The following is a 20,676-nucleotide window of genomic DNA, read 5'->3' as shown; positions in this document are numbered from 1 at the left end:
GAGGTTCGAGCCCATCGCAGCCGACGTGGGATGACGAACCGCGCGAGGGAGGCCGGAACTCCCTGCCTCCCTCGCGCGGATCGGTCACCCACGCGCGGATCGGTTACCCGTGCGCGGAACGGTCACCCACGCGCATCGCGGCGCCCTACGCGCGGTGCGTCGGCGTGTGCCCCTCGTGCGGGTTCGCGTCCGGGGCGACGTCCGCCGCGTGCGACCCGCGGTGCTCGGCGTCGCCGTGTCCGCGGCCGTCCGCGGGGTGCGAGCGCTCCAGGCTCGCGCCCTCGACGTCGACGTCCGGCAGGATCCGGTCGAGCCACTTCGGGATCCACCAGGCGCTCTTCCCGAGCAGGTGCATCACCGCCGGGATGAGGAGCATCCGGACCACGAAGGCGTCGATCAGCACGCCGAACGCGAGCCCGAAGCCGATCGGCTTGATGGTGGAGGAGTCCGAGAAGATGAAGCCCGCGAACACCGAGATCATGATGATCGCCGCGGCCGTGACCACCGCGCGGCCGGCGTGCAGCCCGCGCTGGACCGCGACCTTCGCCGAGGCGCCGTGGGCGTAGGCCTCGCGCATGCCGGACACCAGGAACAGCTGGTAGTCCATCGCCAGACCGAACAGGATGCCGATCTCGATGATGGGCAGGAAGCTCAGGATCGGCGCCGGGTCGTGCACGCCGAACACGGAGCCGAGCCAGCCGAACTGGTAGATCGCGGTGAGGCCACCGAAGGAGGCGAGCACGGACAGGATGAACCCGGCCGTCGCGGTGATCGGCACGAGGAACGACCGGAACACCACGATCAGGATGATCAGCGACAGGCCGACGACGACCGCCAGGTACAGCGGCAGCACGTTCGAGAGCTTCTCGGACACGTCGATGTTCGCGCTCGCGTTGCCCGCGACGCCGAGGGTGACCTTGCCGTCGTCGGTCGACACCGTCTGCTCGCGCAGATCGTTGACGAGCCGCTCGGTCGAGATGCTGTCCGGGCCGCCGGCGGGCTTCACCTGGAACGCGATGATGTCGCGGTCCTTCGAGGCGCCGATCGGCAGCACGGCCTGCACGTCGGAGTTCTTCGCCATCGCTTGGCCGATGGTGACCTCGCGTGCGGTGACGTCGTCCTCCGACACGGACTTCGGCAGGTCGGCGACGACGAGCAGCGGGCCGTTCTGTCCGGCACCGAAGTCGCGGTCGAGCGCCTTGTACGCCTTGTACTGGCTCGAGTCGACGGACTCGGACGCACCCGTGGGCAGGCCGAGGCGCATCTGCGTCGCCGGGATCGCGACCACGCCGAGCACGAGGACGCCGGCGACGAGCGTGACGACCGCGCGCCAGGTCGACATCGGCTTGTTCGGCACCCGGATCGAGCCCGTGTCGCCGATCCGCTGCCGCTCCTTCTTGCGCAGGATCCGCATGCCGAGCAGCGAGAGCAGCGCCGGGGTGAACGACGTCGCGATGAGGATGGCGAACAGGACCGCGACCGCGCCGACGGTGCCCATCAGGCCGAGGAACGGGATCCCGGTGATGTTCAGCGCGAGCAGGGCGACGATGACCGTCGTGCCCGCGAACACCACGGCGTTGCCGGAGGTGCCGTTCGCGAGCCCGATGGACTCGTGGACGTCCATTCCGGCCTTCAGCTGTGTCCGGTGCCGGTTCAGGATGAACAACGAGTAGTCGATGCCGACCGCCAGGCCCAGCATCACCCCCAGCACGGGCGTGACCGAGATGAACTCGACCAGGCTCGAGAACGACAGCGAGGCGAGCGACGCGATGCCGACGCCGAGCACGGCGGAGAGCAGCGGGATCGCGGCGCCGATGATCGTGCGGAGCATGAGGAACAGCACGAGCGCCGCGATGATGACGCCGACGATCTCACCCGGGCCGAGGATGGACGGCACGCCCTGCGCGATGTCGTTCGAGACGTACACGGCGACGCCGTCGATCTTCGCCGACTCGGCCTTGTCCGAGATCGCCTGCTTGGTCTCCTGCGGCACCTCGTAGGTCGACTTCGTGAACTGCACGGTGCCGATCGACGCCTGACCGTTCGACGACACGAAGCGGATGTCCTTCGACAGGTCGAGCAGGTCGGAGCCCTGCTCGAGCTCCTGCTCGCTCGTGTCGAGCTTCTTCGTGTTCTCGTCGATCTGCTTCTGGGCCTGCGTGATCTGCTGCTCGCCCGCGGTGATCTGCTGCTGCTGTGCGTCGATCTGCGCCTGCGCCTGGGTGAGCTGCGCCTGGGCCGCGGTGGCTGCGGCACCACCGGCCGCGGCGGCCTGGGCCTTCTTCGCGTCGAGCTCCTGCTGGGCGGTCGCGATCTGCTGCTTGCCGGACTCCAGCTGCGCCTTCTGCTGGTCGAGCTGCTGCTGTCCGCTCGTGATCTGCGCGCGGCCGTCCTCGATCTGCTTCCGGCCGTCGGTGATCTTCTGGCGCTGCTCGTCGAGCTGGTCCTGCGTCGCGAACCCGTCGCGGACGCCCTTGACGCCGTCGAGGTCCTTCAACCCGTCCAGGAACGACTTCACGTCGGCCTTCTGGGTGTCCGTGAAGGCCTTGCCGTCGGTGGTCTGGAACACGATCGTCCCGTTGCCGCCGTTCGCCGACGGGAACTTGTCGGCGAGCTCGTCCTGCACCTGGCTGGTCTTGGTGTTCGGGATCGTGATCGACGACGAGATCGACCCCTGGAACAGGCTGAAGGTGAGCCCGGCGATGCCCATGATGACGATCCAGGCGATGATCACCAGCCAGTGCCGTCGTGCGGAGAACCGTCCGAGACGGTAGAGGAGACCGGCCATGCGGCTGCCCCGTCCTTTCGTGTCAGGTGCTGTTGCGGTGCGGGGTGCGCCGGTGGACCCCGGGGGAGGGAGGTGTCAGTGCGCCGGCATGTAGCCGGAGCGGACGCTGTGCACGAGGCGGCTCAGCAGCTCGTCCCAGGCGCGCAGGGTCGCCGGGGTGAGCTCGGGGCCGTGGTGGTCGAGCCAGTGCTCGGCGATCACGACGATGCCGCTCATCAGGGAGTCGACGAGCAGGGCGGTGTCCAGGACGTCCGCGCCGGGGTGCCGCCTCGCGACCTCGTCGCGCAGGCGTTCGGTGACCCGGCCGAACGCGGTCTGCGTGAGCACCGCGGCCTTCGGGTCCTCTTTCCCGGGGTCGCCCAGGATGTTGTACATCCCGGCGATCGCGGGGGCGAGGTCGGCGCCGCGCGCGGCGGACTCGAGCTCGTCGAACATCGAGGCCCGGCTGCCGTCGCCGATCGGCGTGCGCGACATGTCCGCCAGGAACCGGTCGATGATCACCGACAGCTCCTGCTCGCACACCGCGAGCAGGACCTCGTCCAGGGAGGCGAAGTGGTTGAACACCGTGCGCCGGGCGATGTCGGCCCGGGCGGCGAGGTCGTCGACGCTGAACCCGCGTCCACCCTGCTCGTCGACCAGGTCGCGTGCGGCCTGCAGGATCGCCGCACGGTGCTTCGCCTTGAGGGCGGCACGGCGGTCGGTCGAGATGGTCACGGTTGTGAACACTAGGTGCATCGATGCACTCGGTGCAACGACTCCGAGGGCTTGCCCAGTTTCGTCCCCCGATCCTGAGACGACGAGCGGGACGACGGCGCGCGGGTCGCGCGCGGTGCGCGCCGGACCGGCGGTCGGACGGGAGGCACGGGGCGGGCCCGCCACGCGCCTCCAGGCCGTACCGTGGTCGCGTCGTGAACCGCACTGATCGTCTCTACGCGCTCGTCGAGGAGCTGCGCGCGGCCGCGCCCGCGCTGCGGAGTGCGCGGACGCTCGCCGCGCGGTACGGCGTGAGCGTCCGGACCGTCGAGCGCGACCTGCGCTCGCTGCAGGAGGCGGGCGTGCCGATCTGGGCGGAACCCGGCCGGACCGGCGGCTACACGCTCGACCCCCGCGCGACGCTGCCGCCGCTCGGGCTGACCGCAGAGGAGGCGCTCGCCGTCGCCGTCGGACTCGGCGCCCTCGCGACGAGCCCGTTCCGCGACGCCGCGCGCGGTGCCGCGCAGAAGGTGCGGGCGGTCCTGGCGGAGGACGACGCGCGGCGCAGCGCCTCGCTCGCCCGACGGGTGCACCTGCTCGAGACCGGTGACCGGGTGCCGGGACCGACCGCGCTCCTGCCTGCTCTGGCCGGCGGCCGGGTCGTCCGGCTGCGGTACCGGGACGCGCAGGGGAACGAGACCGAGCGGGCGGTCGAGCCGCTCGGGTACGTCGGCAAGGGCGAGGACTGGTACCTCGTCGCGTGGTGTCGGCTGCGCGACGGGGTCCGTGCCTTCCGCGGCGACCGGGTGCTCGGGGTGGAGCCGACGGACGAGCGGGTGCCGCGGCGGGCCGTGCGGTTCGACGAGCTCGACATCCCGCACGGGGTGCTCCGGTCCGTGCTCGCGGACTGAACGGATCCAGGGAACACCGACAGGACGCTGTCGCGGGGCTGCGTGAACCTGGTGCCGGGCGGCCACCGCAGGCCGCAGGGAGAGGACAGCGTGGAGTTCACGTCGATCAGGATCATCGCCGCCGACCTGGCGGGCACGACCGCCTTCTACGAGGCGGTCACCGGCACCACCGCACACCGACCGGCGCCGGTCTTCGCCGAGGTCCGTGCCGGCGGGCTCGTGCTCGCGCTCGCGGCGCCGGAGACCGTCGCGGGGCTCGGTGCGGGCGCGCCGGTGCCCGGGCCGAACCCGGGGCTCGTCGTGGAGTTCTCGGTCCCGGGCGTCGACGCGGCCTTCGACCGGCTGCAGGGGTCTGGCGTGCTCGGCGAGGTCGTGCTGCCGCCGACGACGATGCCGTGGGGCAACCGCTCGACCCTGTTCCGGGACCCGGAGGGGAACCTCGTCAACCTGTTCAGCCGGCCGGCCTGAGCCGCAGCCCCGCCGTTCCCAGCACTGCGTCGGTCGGGTGCGGCAGGCTCCGACGCGTGGGAGCGACGAGGACGACGGGCGCGCGGACGACGGGCGTGCGGAAGGCCGGCGTGCGGACGGTGGCGGTCGGGACGGTGGCGGTGGGGATGGTGGCGCTGACGGCGGTGCTGCTGACGGGGTGCACCGCGGGGGACGGCCCGGGCGGGCCGGCGTCGGCAGGATCCGCCACGTCCGCTGATGCACCCACCGCGACGCCGACCGCCGCCGTGCCGACCGCGACTGTGCCGATCATCGATGGCACGACCCGGCAGGCGTTCGCGGACCTCGAGCGTCGGGACGGTGCCCGGGTCGGGGTCGTCGCCGTGGACACCGGCACCGGCCGGTCGCTCGGGTACCGCGCGGACGAGCGGTTCGCCTTCGCCTCGACGAACAAGGTGCAGATCGCCGCCGCGGCGCTCGCCGCCTCGTCCCCGGCGGACCTCGACGAGGTCGTGCACTACGACCGCGGCGACCTGCTGTCCTACGCTCCGGTGACGACCCCGGCCGTCGACACCGGCCTGACCGTGCGGCAGCTCGTCGACGCGGCCGTCCGGCAGAGCGACAACACCGCGGCGAACCTGCTCGTCGAGCGGGTCGGCGGCGTCGCCGGGGTGACGCGGTGGCTGCGCGGCCTCGGTGACACGACGACGGACGTCTCGCGCACCGAACCGGACCTCAACACCGCCCTCCCGGGGGACCGTCGTGACACCACGACCCCGGCGCAGTCCGCCGCGGACCTCCGCGCCGTGCTGCTCGGGGACGCGCTCGGCGCCGACGACCGATCGCTGCTCCGCGACGCGATGCTCGGCACGACGACCGGGGCGACGACGATCCGCGCCGGCGTCGACCCGTCGTGGACCGTGGCGGACAAGACCGGGACCGCGTCCTACGGCGTGCGGAACGACGTCGCGGTCGTGACCCCGCCGGGACGGGACCCGATCGTGCTCGTCGTGATGACGGCGCACGGCACGGCGGACGCCGAGCCCTCGGACGCGCTCGTCGCCGAGGCCACCCGGATCGCGATCGCGCACCTCGGCTGACTCCCGCCGTCGGTCACGACGGGGTCACGACGGGCCCCGCGGGGTAACGATCCGTACCGACTCGGTCCTTTCCCAGCGCGCGTGCCGGTGTCACCCCGGGAAACCCGGGCGGACGTCCGAACAGCGCTGGGAGGGTCGCCCCCGGACGCCATCGATCGACGAGGGGGAATCATGACCGGACGACGGGTGACGGGGGCCGCTGCCGGCTTCGTGGGCGGCAGCGTGCTCGCCGGGCTGCTGGTGGGGATCGGGGTGACGCCCGTGCTGGCGGTCGCGGGTGTGGGGACGACCTCGGCGATCGACCTGTTCGACTCGATGCCGGAGTACATCGAGATCGGTGACCTGCCGACCCGGAACGAGGTCTGGGCGTACCAGGGCGGGCAGCCGGTGCACCTCGCGGACGTGTGGGACCAGAACCGCCAGGAGCTCGCGCTGGACCAGATCAGCGACACGCTCGAGCACGCCGCGATCGACGGCGAGGACAAGCGCTTCCGGGAGACCGGCGGCGTCGACCCGACGAGTCTCGTGCGCTCGCTCGTCAGCGTCGTCGCGTCGGGCGGGGACGGCGGGACGGGCGGGTCGACCCTGACGATGCAGCTCGTCCGGAACATCAAGATCCAGCGGGCGAGCGAGCTGCCGACCGAGCAGGAGCGCGAGGCCGCGACCGCCGAGGCGACGAAGCGCTCGCTCGACCGGAAGCTCGCCGAGGTGAAGCTCGCGATCGGGCTCGCGAAGGAGTACTCGAAGGACGAGATCCTCGCCGCCTACCTGAACATCGCGTACTTCGGCGACCAGACCTACGGCGTGCAGGCGGCCTCGCAGCGGTACTACGGCAAGGACGCCGGCGACCTGTCCCCGGCCGAGGCGGCGTCGCTCATCGCGATCGTGCAGTGGCCGGACGCACGCGACCTCTCCTCGCCGGAGCACTACGCCGACAACCAGGCGCGCCGAGACGTCATCCTCCGCTCGATGCACCAGCAGGGGCACCTCAGCGACGCCGACCTGCAGGCCGCGTTGGCATCCACCCCCGCTGACTACGTCCGCCTGACGGCACCGAGGCAGGGGTGCGAGTCGGCCGTCCGCGGCGCGGAGTTCTTCTGCGCGTACGCCGTGCAGGTGGCGCAGTCCCTCCCGCAGCTCGGCGCCGACACCGCCGCGCGGGAGCAGGCCTGGCGCACCGGCGGCTACCGGGTCCAGACGACGCTCGACCTCGACCTGAACACGCAGCAGAAGGACCTGCTCGACCGGTACGACCGCGCGGGGGAGACCCGGTTCGCCCTCGGCGCGACGCTCGACACCGTCGAGGCCGGCACCGGGCGCGTGCTCACCATGGCGCAGAACACCGACTACGACCGGTCGTCCGCGGCACCGCCGACCGCGACCTCGCTGAACTACGCGACCGACGAGTCGAACGGCGGCTCGAAGGGGTTCCAGGTCGGGTCGACGTACAAGATGTTCACGCTCCTGCAGTGGCTCGAGTCCGGCCGCAGCCCCGACGCCGTGGTCGACGGCACCCGCAAGGCCCGCAGCGTCTGGACGCAGTGCGGGCAACGCGTCACGACGAAGGCGTGGAACCCGAAGAACGACTCGGCGGGCCAGACCGGGCCGTACTCGGTGCGGGCGGCGACGGCGCAGTCGGTGAACGCCGCCTACGCGGACATGGCGTCGAAGCTCGACCTGTGCGACATCCGCGACACCGCCGCCCGCCTCGGCGTGCACCCCGCGACGGGCGGCGAGCTCCCCGCGAACCCGGCCTCGGTGCTCGGGACGACGAGCATCGCGCCGCTGACGATGGCGGCCGCGTACGCCGGGATCGCGAACGGCGGCGTGTACTGCGCGCCGGTCGTCATCGACCAGGTGACCGGTCGCGACGGCACGCAGATCGGTGGACAGCCCGCCGCGTGCTCCCGGGCGGTCTCCGCCTCGGTCGCCCGGACGGCTTTCCAGGTGATGCAGGGCGCCTTCCGCGGCGGCACCGCGAGCGGCGGGCAGACGCCGGACGGCACGACCCTGTTCGGCAAGACGGGCACGACCGACTCGGCGGACCAGATCTGGCTCGTCGGGGGCAGCGAACGGGCGGTCACGGCGTACTGGCAGGGCAACACCGACGGTGGCCAGGCGAACCTGCGGCACTACGCGAACGGGCAGGGCGGCACGTACGCCGGGTCCCGCGCAGCCGTGTGGCGGCAGGCGCAGACGGCCGTCAACGCCGCCCTGCCCGTCGGCTGACCCCCCCCGCCGTCCGACATCGGGACGTGTCGCGTCCGGACGCGACCCGGGAACGGACGGGAGGCGCGGTGCCAGCCGGCACCGCGCCTCCCGTCCGTGGGGTGGTGGGGTCTACGAGACCTTCTTGCTCTCGCCCAGCCAGCCCGCGAGCTTCGTCATGTAGTCGGCCTGCGACGCGTAGTCGAGCGCCGGGAAGGTCCAGCTGTGCACCTGGCCGGCCCGCAGGGCGGCGTTGTCGGCGAACGTCGGCTGCTTCTCGAGGTCGGACACCTGGTAGCCCTGCTGCGACAGCAGGAGCACGTCACCGGAGATCTGGCCGGCGTTCTCCCACGAGTAGATGCCCCAGTAGAAGCCCTTCGGCTTCGGGGTCACGAAGTCGACGCCGAACGACGAGTACATCTGCAGCGTGGGCTCGTCGGAGGGACGCGTGACGTACGCGCCGTCGCCGTCCGCGTACATCGAGACGACCGAGACGTCGCTCGCCTTCGCGGCCTTCTCGAGCTCGTCCTCGGCCTTGTCGAAGCGGTCCTCGGCGGCCTCGACCGTCGACTCCGGGGCGCCGAGCGACTCGGCGAGGTCGGCGATCTTCTCGATGACGTCCTCGCCCTTGCCGCCCCACTCGACCTGGACGACGGGCGCGATGGCCTCGACCTGCTGCTGCTGTTCCTTGTCCTTGAAGCCGTAGCCCGGCTGCGTGGTGTCGAGCGTGCCCTTGTCGTCGGTGGGGTAGACCGAGGTGACGACGAGGTCCGGCTTGAGTGCCGCGAGCTGCTCGAGGTCGATGTCGCCGTAGCCGGTGCCGAGCTGCGCGATGCCCTTGGTGTCCAGGCCCTCGAAGCGCTGGTCCTTCGCCATGGTGAGCTGCCCGAAGGTGCCGACCGGGCGGAGGCCGTACTCGATGAACGAGATGGCGATGTCGTTGAGGACCACGACGCGCTTCGGGGCGCTGTCGAGCTTGACGGTCTTCCCGGTGGCGTCCTCGTACGACCAGGGTCCCTTCGCGGCGGCGCTCGAGCCGGAGCCGGCGGCGCTGCCGTCGCCGGAGCGGCCGGAGCCGTTCGCGCCGGTGCAGCCGGCGAGCAGGAGGGCCGAGAGGGCCACGGAGGTCACGAGGGCGGCGCGCAGGGAGCCGCGGCGGGGGATCTTCACGTTAGGAGAGCCTAACCTAAGTCTGTATGGCCTGCCAGCCCCTGCTCCTCCGGCTGGTCCTGCTCCGCCATGCCGGTCCCGCTCGCCCGGTTCAGTCCTGCTCGTCCGCCTCGGGAACGATCATCGGGGCGCCGGTCACCGGGTCGGGGACGACACGGGCGTGCAGGCCGAAGGCCCGCTCGAGCACCTCGGGCGTCAGGACCTCGTGCGGGGTGCCGTCCGCGACGACCCCGCCGTCGTGCAGCACCACGAGCCGGTCGGAGTACCGCGCGGCGAGCGACAGGTCGTGCAGGACCATCACGACGGTGGAGCCCTGCTCCCGGTTGAGCCGTCGCACGAGCCGCAGGACGTCGAGCTGGTGCGCGAGGTCGAGGTACGTCGTCGGTTCGTCGAGCAGGAGCGTCTCGGCCTGCTGCGCGACCACGAGCGCGATCCACGCCCGCTGGCGCTGCCCGCCGGACAGGCTCGCCACGTCGCGGTGCGCCACCTCGGTCAGCCCGGTCGCGGCGATGGCCTGCTCGGCGACGTCGGCGTCCTCGGCGGTCCAGGGGCGGGCCCAGGACTGGTGCGGGTTCCGGCCCCGCATCACGAGGTCGAGCACGCTCGTGCCGGCCGGGGCCACGGGGGTCTGGGGCAGGATCGCGAGCTTCCGCGCGACCGCACGGTTCGGCTCGCGCCGGATCGGGGTGCCGTCGAGCAGGATCTCGCCGGCCTGCGGCCGCAGCACCCGGCCGAAGGCCTTCAGCAGGGTCGACTTCCCGCAGCCGTTCGCTCCGAGGAAGGTCGTCACGGTGCCGCGTTCGATGCGCAGGTCCAGGTCGCGGAGCACCGGTTCGCGGTCGTAGCCGACGGACAGGCCGCGGGCCTGCAGCACGGGCACTCCGACTGGAGGCGCGGTGCGGGTCGGTCCATCGGCCGGCGTCGTCGGGGTGGTCGCGGCTGCGTCCGTGGTGGCGGACGTGGCGGCCGTCGCTGCCGTGGTGTCTGCGGTGGTCGCGGGTGCGGTGCGTGCGGTCATCGGGACATCTCCTTGCGGTGCCGGACGAGGAGCCAGATCAGGTAGGGGGCGCCGACGACGGTCGTGACGATGCCGACGGGGACCTGCCAGGGGAAGGCGGACCGGGCGAGCAGGTCTGCGCCGAGCACGAGCACGGCCCCGAGGGCGCCGGCGAGCAGCAGCGGCGGCCGGTTCGTCCCGGCGAGCCGCAGCGCGACCTGCGGCACGACGAACGCGACGAACCCGACGGGTCCCGCGGCGGCGACGGCGGCGGCGGTCAGGACCACGGCCAGCGCGACGACGAGCAGCCGGTGCCGCTGGACCCCGAGTCCGACGCCCGTCGCGACCTCGTCACCGAGCTGCCCGATGCCGAGCGCCGCACTCGTCGCGAGGGCCAGCGGGACGGCGACGGCGGCCACCACGAGCAGGGGCCACACGGACGACCAGGACGTGCTCGACAGGCTGCCCACGAGCCACTGCGAGGCGGCGGTCGCCACGGTGATCTTCGCGCGGACGAGCAGGTAGCTCGTCATCGCGTCGAGGGTCGCGCTGACGCCGATGCCGACGAGCACGAGCCGGTAGCTCTGCACACCGCCGCGCCACCCGAAGCCGTACACGGCGGCGGCCGCGACGAGGGCGCCGATCGTCGCGGCGACCGGGATGCCACCGCTGGTGACGACGCTCGACACCGAGTACGAGCCGCCGCCGAGGACGATGGCCGCCACCGCACCGACGCTCGCGCCGGAGGTGACGCCGATGATGTCCGGAGTGCCGAGCGGGTTGCGCGTGACGGTCTGGGTCAAGGCGCCCGCGACGCCGAGGACGAGCCCGACGAGCGCGCCCGTCAACACCCGGGGCAGTCGGAGCGTCGTGACGATGAAGCCCTCCGGGCCGTCCTCGGCGCCGACCAGGGCGCGGACGACGGTGCCCGGAGCGATCCAGGTGCTGCCGACCGCGACGCCGAGGACGACGAGCACGACGGCGAGGGCGAGCGCGGCGACCGTGTACCCGAGCACCCGCGGGCGCCAGGCCAGGCCGACGGGGCCGACACGGACGCCGCGGCGGACCGGGGCGGCGGCGCTGCGCGGTGCTGCGGCGCTGCGCGGTGCTGCGGCGTTGCGCGGTGCGGCGGCGCTCACAGGGACACCAGCGATCGACGGCGGGCGACGGCGACGAACACCGGGCCGCCGATGACGGCGAGGACGATGCCGACCTCGACCTCGGAGAACCCGCCGACGAGTCGCCCGACGACGTCCGCGACGAGCACGAGCGACGCCCCGACGAGCGCCGAGACGGGCAGGGTCCACCGGTGCGCGGTCCCGACGAGGGCGCGGGCGACGTGCGGCACCGTGAGTCCGACGAACCCGATCGGACCGGCGGCCGCGGTCGCGCCGGCGGCGAGCAGGGTGATGCCGCCGAGGCCCACGAGCCGGGCGACGAGGACGTTCTCGCCCAGGCCGCGCGCGAGCTCCGCGCCGAGGCCGAGCGCGTCGAGCGGCCGGACGTTCCAGATCGCGAGCGCGAGTCCGACGAGCAGGAACGGCGCCGCGGCCGTCAGCACGTCGAGCTGCCGTGCCGCCAGGGAACCGACCACCCAGAGCCGGTACGCGTCGAGCGACTGCTGGTCGGTCAGGACGATGAAGGACGTGACCGCGCCGAGCAACGCCGAGACCGCGGCGCCGGCCAGGGCGAGGGGCACCGGGCTGGCCGTCCCGCTGCCGGCGATCGTCACCGAGAACACCACGACGCTCGCGACCACCGCGCCGGCCAGGGCGAACCAGACCGTCGCGCCGGTGCTCGTGACGCCGAAGACGTAGACGCCGAGGACGACCGCGAGCCCGGCGCCCGACGAGACGCCGAACAGGCCCGGGTCGGCGAGGGGGTTCCGCGTGTGCCCCTGCATGAGCAGGCCCGCGATGCCGAGGGCCGCGCCGACCGCGGCGCCGATGAACGTCCGGGGGATGCGCGAGCCCCACACCACGGCCTCGGTCGTCCCGGACCCCGAGCGCGTCAGGCCCGCGAGCACCTGGTCGACGCCCAGGCGGTTGCTGCCGAACAGCATGCTGGCGACGGCGGCGAGTGCGAGGACCACGACCAGGCCGAGGACGACGGTCGTCCGACGGCGGACCGCGGTGCGGTGGACGCCCGTGGCGCTCGGCGGAGCGGGCGGTCGCGCGGGGGTCACGACGAGATCGGGGGATGGCACGCGGACCATCTTAGGTTAGCCTTGCCTCATGGCGAAGATCCCGCGGCTCATGCCCGAGAGCCCCCGGCTCTTCCGTGCCCGCGTGCTCCGCTCCGCCCGGGTCACGCCGTCGATGCACCGGGTGACGGTCACCGGGGACGACCTGCACGAGTTCCCCTTCGCCGGGTACGACCACTGGTTCCGGCTGTTCCTGCCGCTCCCGCACCAGCAGCACCTGACGCTGCCCGAGATCGACGGCAACCGCTGGTACCCGCAGTACCTCGCCATCCCGCAGGAGACCCGACCGCACCTGGCGAACTACACCGTCGCGGGCTTCCGACGACTGCCGGACGGCACCGCCGAGCTCGACGTCGACTTCGTCGTGCACGCCGACGCCGACGGCGCGCTCGAGGGGCGTGCCGCGATCTGGGCGTGCGCGGCCCGACCCGGTGACGAACTCGCGATGCTCGACCAGGGGCGCATCTTCGACTGCCCGGACGACGTCAGCCAGGTCCTGGTCGCCGCCGAGGAGACCGGGCTGCCCGCGGTCGTCGGCATCGCCGCGTCCCTGCCGCGGGACACCGTCGGCCGCATCGTGCAGGAGGTCCCGACGGCCGCCGACGTCCGCGTGCTCGACGCCCCGGCCGGCGTCGAGGTCACCTGGATCGTCCGCGAGCACGTCGACCCGCACGAGGTCCCCGGTCGTGCCGCGCTCGCCGAGCTCCAGCGGCACGTGCCGTGCGACGACCGGGTGTACGCCTTCGTCGTGGGGGAGTCCCGGCTCGCCACCGAGGGGCGCCGACACCTGCACCGCGCGGGGGTCCCGAAGTCCCGGATCACCTTCTCCGGGTTCTGGAAGCACGACGCCCGGCAGGCCGTCCCCGCGTGAGCCGGGCCGTCCCCGCCTGACCCGCCCGGGTAGCGTGCGGGCATGAGCGTCCGACTGAGCGAACTCGTGCTGAACTGCGACGACCCCGAGGTGCTGTCGCGCTTCTGGTGCGCCGTCCTGGACTACGTCGAACTCGGCAAGGACGAGGACGGCATCGAGATCGGCCCGGCGTCCGGCTTCGGCGGGGCGACCCCCACGATCATCCTGTCGAGGAACCCGCAGCCGAAGCACCAGCCGCTCCGCCTGCACCTCGACGTCTCACCGGTCGACCAGGACCAGGACGCCGAACTCGAGCGACTGCTGGCCCTCGGGGCGCGCCCGGCCGACGTCGGGCAGACCGGGGAGGAGTCGTGGCACGTGCTCCAGGACCCCGAGGGCAACGAGTTCTGTCTCCTCCGGACCCGCCTCGACCCGCTCTGAGCCGCTCCCGACGCGGACGTTCCTTCCCATCGCGCGTGCAATCGGAAGACGTTCCGCGCATGGGACGTCGTTCCACCGGGCCTCCAATGCGCGATTCGGCCTCCGACGCGCGGATCGGACTCCGACGCGCGGATCGGCCTCCGACGCGCGGATCGGCAACCGGCGACCGGCGAGCGTGGGCGCCGCGCCGCGCCGTACGAACGGGAGGCGCGGTGCCAGCCGGCACCGCGCCTCCCGTCCGTCGTGGGGTGGCGTCAGCCCTTGAGACCGGACCCGGTCACGCCCTCGACGATCTGCCGCTGGAAGACCAGGTAAAGGATGATCAGCGGCAGGGCCGCCAGGATCGCCCCGGCCTGGATGTCGGCGTACCGCTGGCCGAAGCTGCCCTGGACCGTGGCGAGCCCGACCGGGATCGTCATGAGGTCCGGGTTCGACAGCACGAACAGGGGCAGCAGCAGGTTGTTCCACACCCCGACGAACGTCAGGATCGCCACCGCGGCGATGACCGGACGCGACAGGGGCAGGATGACCGACCAGTAGATCTTCCACATGCCGGCTCCGTCGATGCGCGCGGCCTCCTCGAGCTCCTTCGGGATGCCGTCGAAGAACTGCTTGAAGATGAACACCGCGATCACGGCGGGCACCTGCGGGAAGATCACCGACCAGTAGGTGTTCAGCAGGTTGACGGCGTTGAGCTCCTGGAAGATCGGGATGATCAGGACCTGCGTCGGGATCATGATGCCCAGGATGATGAGCAGGAATGCAACGTTCCGCCCGCGGAAGGCCAGCCGGGACAGTGCGAACGCCGCCATCGAGGCGAACAGCACCGTGAGGGCCGTGGTGAGCAGGCTCGTGATGCCGCTCGCCAGGTACCAGTTCCAGATGTCGCCGGCCTGGAACAGCGACGCGTAGGAGTGCAGCGTCGGGTTCCAGTTCGACAGGATCGCGTTCGCGCCGAGCGCGGCGACGCCGTTGTCGGACAGCGACGTCTTCAGGGCGAACAGGCTCGGGATGAGCCAGATGATCGCGAACACGGTCAGGATGATCGCGGCCGTGATGTTGAAGCCCTTGCCGGAGACGCCGATCTTCGCGGCGTTGGCGGGAGCGGCGGCCGAGACGCCCGTGCGGACGCGCCGACGGCCGGTGGTGATGCTCTCGGTGGCGGTCATGTCAGGCACCGATCTCTCGCTTGGCGGCAGCGCGCTCGACGAGCTGCCGGATGACCGCGATCGCGACGATCACGATGAACAGGAGCACCGAGGCCGCGGACGCCGCACCGAGGCGGTTGTCCGTGAAGCCGACGCCGGTGATGAGCTGCAGCGAGACCTGGGTCGAGATGCCCGGGCCGCCGTTCGTCATCAGGTACACCTGGTCGAAGATCTTCAGGCTCGCGATGATCTGCAGCAGGATGACGAGCGTCGTGGTGCGGGCGAGCAGCGGCAGCGTGATCGACTTGATCTGCTGCCAGCTCGACGCCCCGTCGACGGCCGCGGCCTCGTACAGCTCGCGGGGGATCTCCTGCAGGCCGGCCAGGTACAGCACGAAGTTGAAGCCGAGCGTCCACCAGACCGTGGCGATCGCGACGCCGATCATGGCGGTGTTCGGGCTCGCCAGGACGCCCGCGCCCGGGGTCAGCCCGATCGCCTGCTGGACCGAGGCGAACAGACCGGTGGCCGGGGTGAAGATGAACACCCAGATCAGCGAGATCGTCGCCGACGGCAGGATGAACGGCAGGAAGAACGCCAGGCGGAAGAACCACTGCCCGCGGTTCATCCGGTTGGTCAGCACGGCGAACACGAACGCCAGGATCACGAGCGGTGGGGTCGTGTAGAGGGTGAACTGCAGCGTGTGCCAGAGCGACGACCAGAAGTCGGCGCGTCCGAGCATCTCGGCGTAGTTCGCGAACCCGGCGAAGCTGCCGAGTCCGGTGCGGACGGTCGAGGTGTTGAAGAAGCTCGTGACGAGCATCCACACCGTCGGGCCGAGCAGGAAGGCCAGGTAGAACAGGCCGAAGGGGGCGAGGAAGAGCCAGCCGGAGCGTCCCTGGCCCCGGCTCATGGCGTTCACGCGGGGACGCGAGCGGCCGGTGACGGCCCTGGCGTCCGTGGGTCGGGTGAGAACTGGTGCAGCGGTCACGTCATCGTGCCTCTCGTGCGGGGTCCACGTGGATCGAAGGGGTCGCGCGCCGGATCACAGCGGGCTCGGGGTGTTGAGGTACGTGGCGAGCTGGTCCTTGATCGCCGAGAGCGCCTGGGCCGGTGAACTGCTGCCCTGCTGCACCAGGGCGAGCTGTGCCCCGACGGTGTTCTCGAAGGTGGACCCGGAGCCGCCGTACCAGGCCGGGTCGTCGAACACGGCGGTCTCGGCGGCCGACGCGTAGTTCGACTGCGGCGTGAGCTCCTTGAACGCCGTGCTGTCGAACGTCGGCATGTAGGCCGGCACGTGCCCGCCCTGCGCCCACGTCAGGCTCTGCTCGAGCATCTGCTTGATGAACAGCATGTGGGCCTTGCGCTGCTCGGGCGTCCGGGCCTTGCGCGGCAGGACGAACGTGTGCGAGTCCGCCTGGGTGGCCGGCTTGTCGTACAGCTGCGGCACGGGCACCATGCCGAACTTCAGGCCCTTGATCGACTGGGCGGTGCTGATCTCCCACTCGCCCTGCATGAAGAAGCCCGCCTTGCCCGTGAACATCAGTGTCTGGGCGGTGGCGTAGTCGAGGCCCTTGTTCAGCCAGCCGTTCTTCACCCACTTCTGGGTCATGTCGGTGACCTTCGTGTAGGCGTCCTCGTTGACGGTGAGCTTGGCGCCGCCGTCGCTGATGAACGGCGTCGCCCCGTTGATCTGGTTGTACATCGTCCAGAAGAAGCGCCACGGGGTCGCGACCTCGCTGACGTTCGCGACGTTCAGCGCGGTGCCGCCGGTGACCTTCGCGACCGCGGCGAGCGCGGCCTCGAAGTTCTCGAGCCCGTTCAGGTCCTTGAGCTTGCCGTCCGAGTCGATCAGACCCGCCTTCTGGCACACGTCAACGTTGTAGAAGAGCACGAAGGGGTGCGTGTCGAGCGGGATGCAGATGTTCTTGCCGTCGGTCTTCTGCGCCGTCCACGCCTTCTGGTTGAAGTCGCTCGCGCTCAGGCCGACGCTGGCCAGGTCGTCCGCGGAGATCGGGTCGAGCAGGTCGCCGTCCCAGAGCGGCTTCGCCCGGGTCAGGTGCGCGATCGCGACGTCCGGCGGCTTGTTCCCGACGGTCGCCAGTGTGAGCTTCGAGTAGTACGGGTTGCCCCACGCGAACGTGGTCGCCTGCAGGGACGACGAGCCGCCGTGCTGCTTGGCGTAGCCCGCCTCCATCGCCTGCATGCGGAGGCCGTCGCCGCCCCCGAACAGGTTCCAGAAGACGAGCGTCTCAGGGTTGAGGGGAGCGCCGGCGACACCGGCGGCGAGCGGGCTGGAACACGCCGCGAGGGGCAGGACCGCGGCTCCGGCGGCTGCACCGGCGAGCAGGCTCCGCCGGGTGAAGGCGCCGCCGCGCGGGGGCGGGTTGGGGACTACGGATCGGATCGGCATGGCATCACTCCATCGGGACGGGCCGAGCGGAGCAGGGTCGGTGCTCCGTGAGCGCTCACACTAGTGCTGAGCGAGTCACCTCGCCACCCCTTCCGTGAACGTCACGACGAGGGCGCGTCCCCGCTTCCGCACGGGGCCGGAACCCGCTAGCGTTCATGGAGACGTGAGCGCTCACTTTCGTGTCGGGCCGCGCACGTCCACCCGCAGCACCACGCACGAACCGCACACGGCACCGCCGCCGCCAGCAGATCGAAGGAGATCCATGCCCCGCACACACCTCGTCCTCGACAGCGCGTTCACCGTGGGGCCGGTGCGCCGTCGCCTGTTCGGCGGGTTCGTCGAGCACCTCGGACGCCACGTCTACGACGGCATCCACGAGCCCGCGCACGAGACCGCCGACGAGCACGGCTTCCGGAAGGACGTCGTCGAGCTCGTCAAGGAGCTCGGTGTCTCCGCCATCCGCTACCCGGGCGGCAACTTCGTCTCGGGCTACAAGTGGGAGGACGGTGTCGGCCCGGTCGAGCAGCGCCCCCGCCGCCTCGACCTGGCGTGGCACTCGACCGAGACGAACGAGGTCGGCCTGCACGAGTTCCAGCACTGGCTCGACGCCGTCGGCTCCGAGCTCATGCTCGCCGTGAACCTCGGCACCCGCGGCACGCAGGAGGCCATCGAGCTCCTCGAGTACGCGAACATCGACGCCGGCACCGCCCTCAGCGAGTACCGCCGCTCGAACGGCCGCCAGGAGCCCTTCGCCATCAAGATGTGGTGCCTCGGCAACGAGATGGACGGACCGTGGCAGCTCGGCCACAAGAACGCCGAGGACTACGGCAAGCTCGCCGCGATGACCGCCAAGGCGATGCGCCAGATCCAGCCCGACCTCGAGCTCGTGGCCTGCGGATCGTCCGGTGCGTCGATGCCCACCTTCGGCGAGTGGGAGCGCACGGTCCTCGAACACGCCTACGACGACGTCGACTACATCTCCGCCCACGCGTACTACGAGGAAGAGGGCGACCTGTCCTCGTTCCTGGCCTCCGGCGTGAACATGGACCACTTCATCGACACCGTGACGACCGCGGCCGACCACGTCAAGGCGCACAAGAAGTCCGACAAGCGGATCGACATCTCGTTCGACGAGTGGAACGTCTGGTCGCTCAGCAAGTGGAACGAGCAGCAGAAGACGTTCGAGCTGCAGGACTGGCCGGTCGCGCCGCGCCTCCTCGAGGACGTCTACACCGTCGCGGACGCGGTCGTCGTCGGTGGCCTCCTCATCACGCTGCTCCGCCACGCCGACCGCGTCGCGTCGGCGAGCCTCGCGCAGCTCGTCAACGTGATCGGCCCGATCATGACCGAGCCCGGCGGGCCGGCCTGGCGCCAGACCACGTTCTTCCCGTTCTCGCTCACGTCGCGCCTGGCGAACGGCACGTCGCTGCAGGTCAAGGCCTCCGGTGACACCGTCGACGGCGGCAAGTACGGCGAGGTCCCGGTCGTCGACTCGGCCGCCACGGTCGAGGACGGCAAGGCGGCGGTGTTCCTCGTGAACCGCCACCAGACCGAGACCACCACGGTCACGATCGACCTGGCCGGCCTGCAGGTCGACGATGACGTCCGTGCCGAGGGCGTCTGGGACGACGACGTGCACGCCGTCAACGACCTCGGAAACCGCGAGCGCGTCGGGCTGCGGACGAACGACACGGTCCGCCGCGACGGCGACACGATCAGCATCGAGCTGCCGCCGGTCTCCTGGACCGCGGTCTCGATCGGCTGAGCTCCGCCGGCTGCGGCCGGCGGTCGAGCGCCTCGGCGAGCGCCACGGTGAGCGTCGAGTGAGCACGGGAGGGCGTCGGTCCGCGTGAGCGGGTCGGCGCCCTCCCGCTGTCCGCCGGTCGGCTCGCGACGCGGCGCGGATCGGACGGGAGGATCGTGGCGGGCCCGCCACGATCCTCCCGTCCGGCGGTGGGCACCGGAACGACCGCCGGTGGTCCGCTGGACGCGACGACCCGCCCGCGGGCTTGACCGCGACGGGTCCGCCGGAGCATCCTCGGTGCAGGCAGCGTCGCGGCGGAGGATCAGGTCCCCGAGACGCTTCAGGTGCCGGGGAACGTGTTCGGGTCACGCCGGCACCCGGTGGTCGCGACCGTTGGTCGCGACCACCGCCAGTCCCGACCCGGCCGGTGCGGACCGGATCAGTCGGCTGCGCGGCGCGCGCGGTCCTTGACCGCCTCGATGACCTCGGTCTTGGCGTCGGCGTACGCGTTCATGTCGTCCCAGCTCCGGGTCATCAGCGCCCGCTTGACGTCCTCGTACCGCTGGCGGTCCGCGGCGTCCCGGCGGAGGTGGTCCCGGAGCAGCAGGTACGCGTCGAGGGCGGGTGCGCCGTGCTCGTACACGTGGACGTGCACGTCCCGCTCCGGGGTCCGGACGAGCCGGTGCCCGGGCTCGCGGACGCGCAGCTCGTAGCCGGCTGCCAGGAGCGGCTCCAGGTACGCGGCCTCGTCGGTGACGTCCGGTACGGCGACCGCGACGTCGACGATCGGTTTGGCGGCGAGCCCGGGCACCGCCGTCGACCCGATGTGCTCGACCACGACGTGCTGGCCGGCGAGCGCGGCCGTGATCCGGTCGCGGTGCGCCGCGAAGCGCTCCGCCCAGGCGGGGTCGTGCTCGTGCAGCCCGACGGTCAGCGCCTCGGGGCCGCCCACGATCTCGACCGTGTCGACGTCCGGGGCGTGGTGGGCGCCGGTGCGGATCCAGAAGCGCAGCAGGGTGTGGCCGTCCGGGGTGACGACGCTCCGCTCGTACCGGCCGCCGTTCCGTTCGATGACCCGGCGGGACGCGGGGTTCGTCGCGTCGCAGGTCAGGAGCACCTCGGGCATCCCGCGCTCGGCGGCCGTGTCGAGCGTGGCCGCGAGGGCCGCCGACGCCAGGCCGCGCCCGCGCGCGGACGGGCGGATGCCGTACCCGACGTGGCCGCCGTACTCGCGGAGCCAGTCGTTCAGCTCGTGCCGCAGAGCGATGCTGCCGAGGTACTCGTCGCCCTCGACGACCCAGCGGTAGGTGCAGGTCACGTGGCCGAGCTCGACCGCGGCCGTGGTCTCCTCGGCGAGCAGCTGGTCGACCCAGCGGCCGAAGCCCTCCGGGTCGCGCAGTGCCGCGGCGTCCCGGACGCCCGCGCCGTCCTGGTGGGCGTCGCCCCACTCCGCGAGGGCGCGGACGAACGAGGGGAAGAAGGCGCGGGACGGCGGGACGAGTTCCATCACGGGAGCCTAGGGCCTTGCCGGGCGGCCGGCGGCCGGGCGGCCGGCGCGCGCAGCGC

The 20,676-nt window shown here is 71.9% G+C and carries 17 protein-coding genes; 7 read left to right on the top strand and 10 right to left on the bottom strand.

The genetic code is table 11. The annotated features are described in order from the left end of the window. Positions 1 to 145 precede the first annotated feature (145 nt). Together LQK89_RS12540 and LQK89_RS12535 are read right to left on the bottom strand one after the other, a co-directional pair. On the bottom strand, positions 146 to 2,788 hold the full coding sequence (locus LQK89_RS12540) for an MMPL family transporter (protein WP_231049278.1): 2,643 nt from the start codon (positions 2,786 to 2,788) through the stop codon (positions 146 to 148). Between the two features lie 75 nt (positions 2,789 to 2,863). Further along, a complete protein-coding gene (locus LQK89_RS12535; protein ID WP_231049277.1) occupies positions 2,864 to 3,502 on the bottom strand; it encodes a TetR/AcrR family transcriptional regulator in 639 nt (212 codons plus the stop codon). A 194-nt stretch (positions 3,503 to 3,696) separates the two neighbouring features. On the opposite strand from LQK89_RS12535, the gene LQK89_RS12530 reads away from it, so the two are divergent. The 4 genes from LQK89_RS12530 (at position 3,697) to LQK89_RS12515 (ending at position 8,168) form a co-directional block, all read left to right on the top strand. Beyond that, entirely contained in the window at positions 3,697 to 4,392 is a 696-nt protein-coding gene (locus LQK89_RS12530) for a helix-turn-helix transcriptional regulator (protein ID WP_058740548.1), read from the top strand. A 90-nt stretch (positions 4,393 to 4,482) separates the two neighbouring features. Continuing rightward, positions 4,483 to 4,860: a VOC family protein gene (locus LQK89_RS12525; protein ID WP_231049276.1), complete on the top strand. Its 378-nt coding sequence runs from the start codon at positions 4,483 to 4,485 to the stop codon at positions 4,858 to 4,860. Between the two features lie 56 nt (positions 4,861 to 4,916). Then, the gene (gene bla, locus LQK89_RS12520) at positions 4,917 to 5,939 is read left to right on the top strand and encodes a class A beta-lactamase (RefSeq protein WP_231049275.1); all 1,023 of its coding nucleotides are present in this window, start codon (positions 4,917 to 4,919) and stop codon (positions 5,937 to 5,939) included. A 171-nt stretch (positions 5,940 to 6,110) separates the two neighbouring features. Beyond that, positions 6,111 to 8,168 carry a transglycosylase domain-containing protein gene (locus LQK89_RS12515; RefSeq protein WP_231049274.1) on the top strand — a complete coding sequence of 686 codons (2,058 nt, stop codon included), beginning with the start codon at positions 6,111 to 6,113 and terminating at the stop codon, positions 8,166 to 8,168. A 111-nt stretch (positions 8,169 to 8,279) separates the two neighbouring features. Here LQK89_RS12515 and LQK89_RS12510 read toward each other — a convergent pair whose 3' ends face one another. The 4 genes from LQK89_RS12510 to LQK89_RS12495 form a co-directional block, all read right to left on the bottom strand. Further along, entirely contained in the window at positions 8,280 to 9,317 is a 1,038-nt protein-coding gene (locus LQK89_RS12510) for an ABC transporter substrate-binding protein (RefSeq protein ID WP_231049273.1), read from the bottom strand. A 91-nt stretch (positions 9,318 to 9,408) separates the two neighbouring features. Beyond that, entirely contained in the window at positions 9,409 to 10,335 is a 927-nt protein-coding gene (locus LQK89_RS12505) for an ABC transporter ATP-binding protein (RefSeq protein ID WP_231049272.1), read from the bottom strand. Continuing rightward, positions 10,332 to 11,453, bottom strand: coding sequence for a FecCD family ABC transporter permease (locus tag LQK89_RS12500; protein ID WP_231049271.1), 1,122 nt, complete (start codon positions 11,451 to 11,453; stop codon positions 10,332 to 10,334). Before LQK89_RS12500 ends, LQK89_RS12505 begins: the two co-directional genes overlap by 4 nt. After that, complete coding sequence (locus LQK89_RS12495; protein WP_231049270.1) at positions 11,450 to 12,520, bottom strand: FecCD family ABC transporter permease; 1,071 nt, start codon at positions 12,518 to 12,520, stop codon at positions 11,450 to 11,452. The genes LQK89_RS12500 and LQK89_RS12495 overlap by 4 nt, the downstream gene beginning before the upstream one ends. 28 nt (positions 12,521 to 12,548) lie before the next feature. Between LQK89_RS12495 and LQK89_RS12490 the strand changes: the two genes are divergently transcribed. Both LQK89_RS12490 and LQK89_RS12485 read left to right on the top strand, forming a co-directional pair. Continuing rightward, on the top strand, positions 12,549 to 13,388 hold the full coding sequence (locus tag LQK89_RS12490; RefSeq protein ID WP_231049269.1) for a siderophore-interacting protein: 840 nt from the start codon (positions 12,549 to 12,551) through the stop codon (positions 13,386 to 13,388). A 42-nt stretch (positions 13,389 to 13,430) separates the two neighbouring features. Continuing rightward, entirely contained in the window at positions 13,431 to 13,808 is a 378-nt protein-coding gene (locus tag LQK89_RS12485; protein WP_058740502.1) for a VOC family protein, read from the top strand. 254 nt (positions 13,809 to 14,062) lie between these two features. Here the strand turns inward: LQK89_RS12485 and LQK89_RS12480 are convergent, their stop codons facing one another. The 3 genes from LQK89_RS12480 to LQK89_RS12470 form a co-directional block, all read right to left on the bottom strand. Then, a complete protein-coding gene (locus LQK89_RS12480; RefSeq protein ID WP_114849850.1) occupies positions 14,063 to 14,977 on the bottom strand; it encodes a carbohydrate ABC transporter permease in 915 nt (304 codons plus the stop codon). 1 nt (position 14,978) lies between these two features. After that, positions 14,979 to 15,866, bottom strand: coding sequence for a carbohydrate ABC transporter permease (locus tag LQK89_RS12475; RefSeq protein WP_167510197.1), 888 nt, complete (start codon positions 15,864 to 15,866; stop codon positions 14,979 to 14,981). A gap of 132 nt (positions 15,867 to 15,998) precedes the next feature. Beyond that, the gene (locus LQK89_RS12470) at positions 15,999 to 17,366 is read right to left on the bottom strand and encodes an extracellular solute-binding protein (protein ID WP_231049268.1); all 1,368 of its coding nucleotides are present in this window, start codon (positions 17,364 to 17,366) and stop codon (positions 15,999 to 16,001) included. Between the two features lie 262 nt (positions 17,367 to 17,628). On the opposite strand from LQK89_RS12470, the gene arfA reads away from it, so the two are divergent. Beyond that, on the top strand, positions 17,629 to 19,131 hold the full coding sequence (gene arfA, locus LQK89_RS12465; RefSeq protein WP_231049267.1) for an arabinosylfuranosidase ArfA: 1,503 nt from the start codon (positions 17,629 to 17,631) through the stop codon (positions 19,129 to 19,131). Positions 19,132 to 19,549: 418 nt separating this feature from the next. On the opposite strand, the gene LQK89_RS18115 is transcribed toward arfA, so the two are convergent. After that, entirely contained in the window at positions 19,550 to 20,617 is a 1,068-nt protein-coding gene (locus LQK89_RS18115) for a GNAT family N-acetyltransferase (RefSeq protein WP_331000546.1), read from the bottom strand. Between the last annotated feature and the right edge of the window lie 59 nt (positions 20,618 to 20,676).

The organism is Curtobacterium sp. C1, from assembly GCF_021049325.1.
GTDB lineage: Bacteria > Actinomycetota > Actinomycetes > Actinomycetales > Microbacteriaceae > Curtobacterium > Curtobacterium citreum.
The sequence above is the reverse complement of the archived record's forward strand: the minus strand, read 5'-3'. Positions and strand labels throughout refer to the sequence as shown.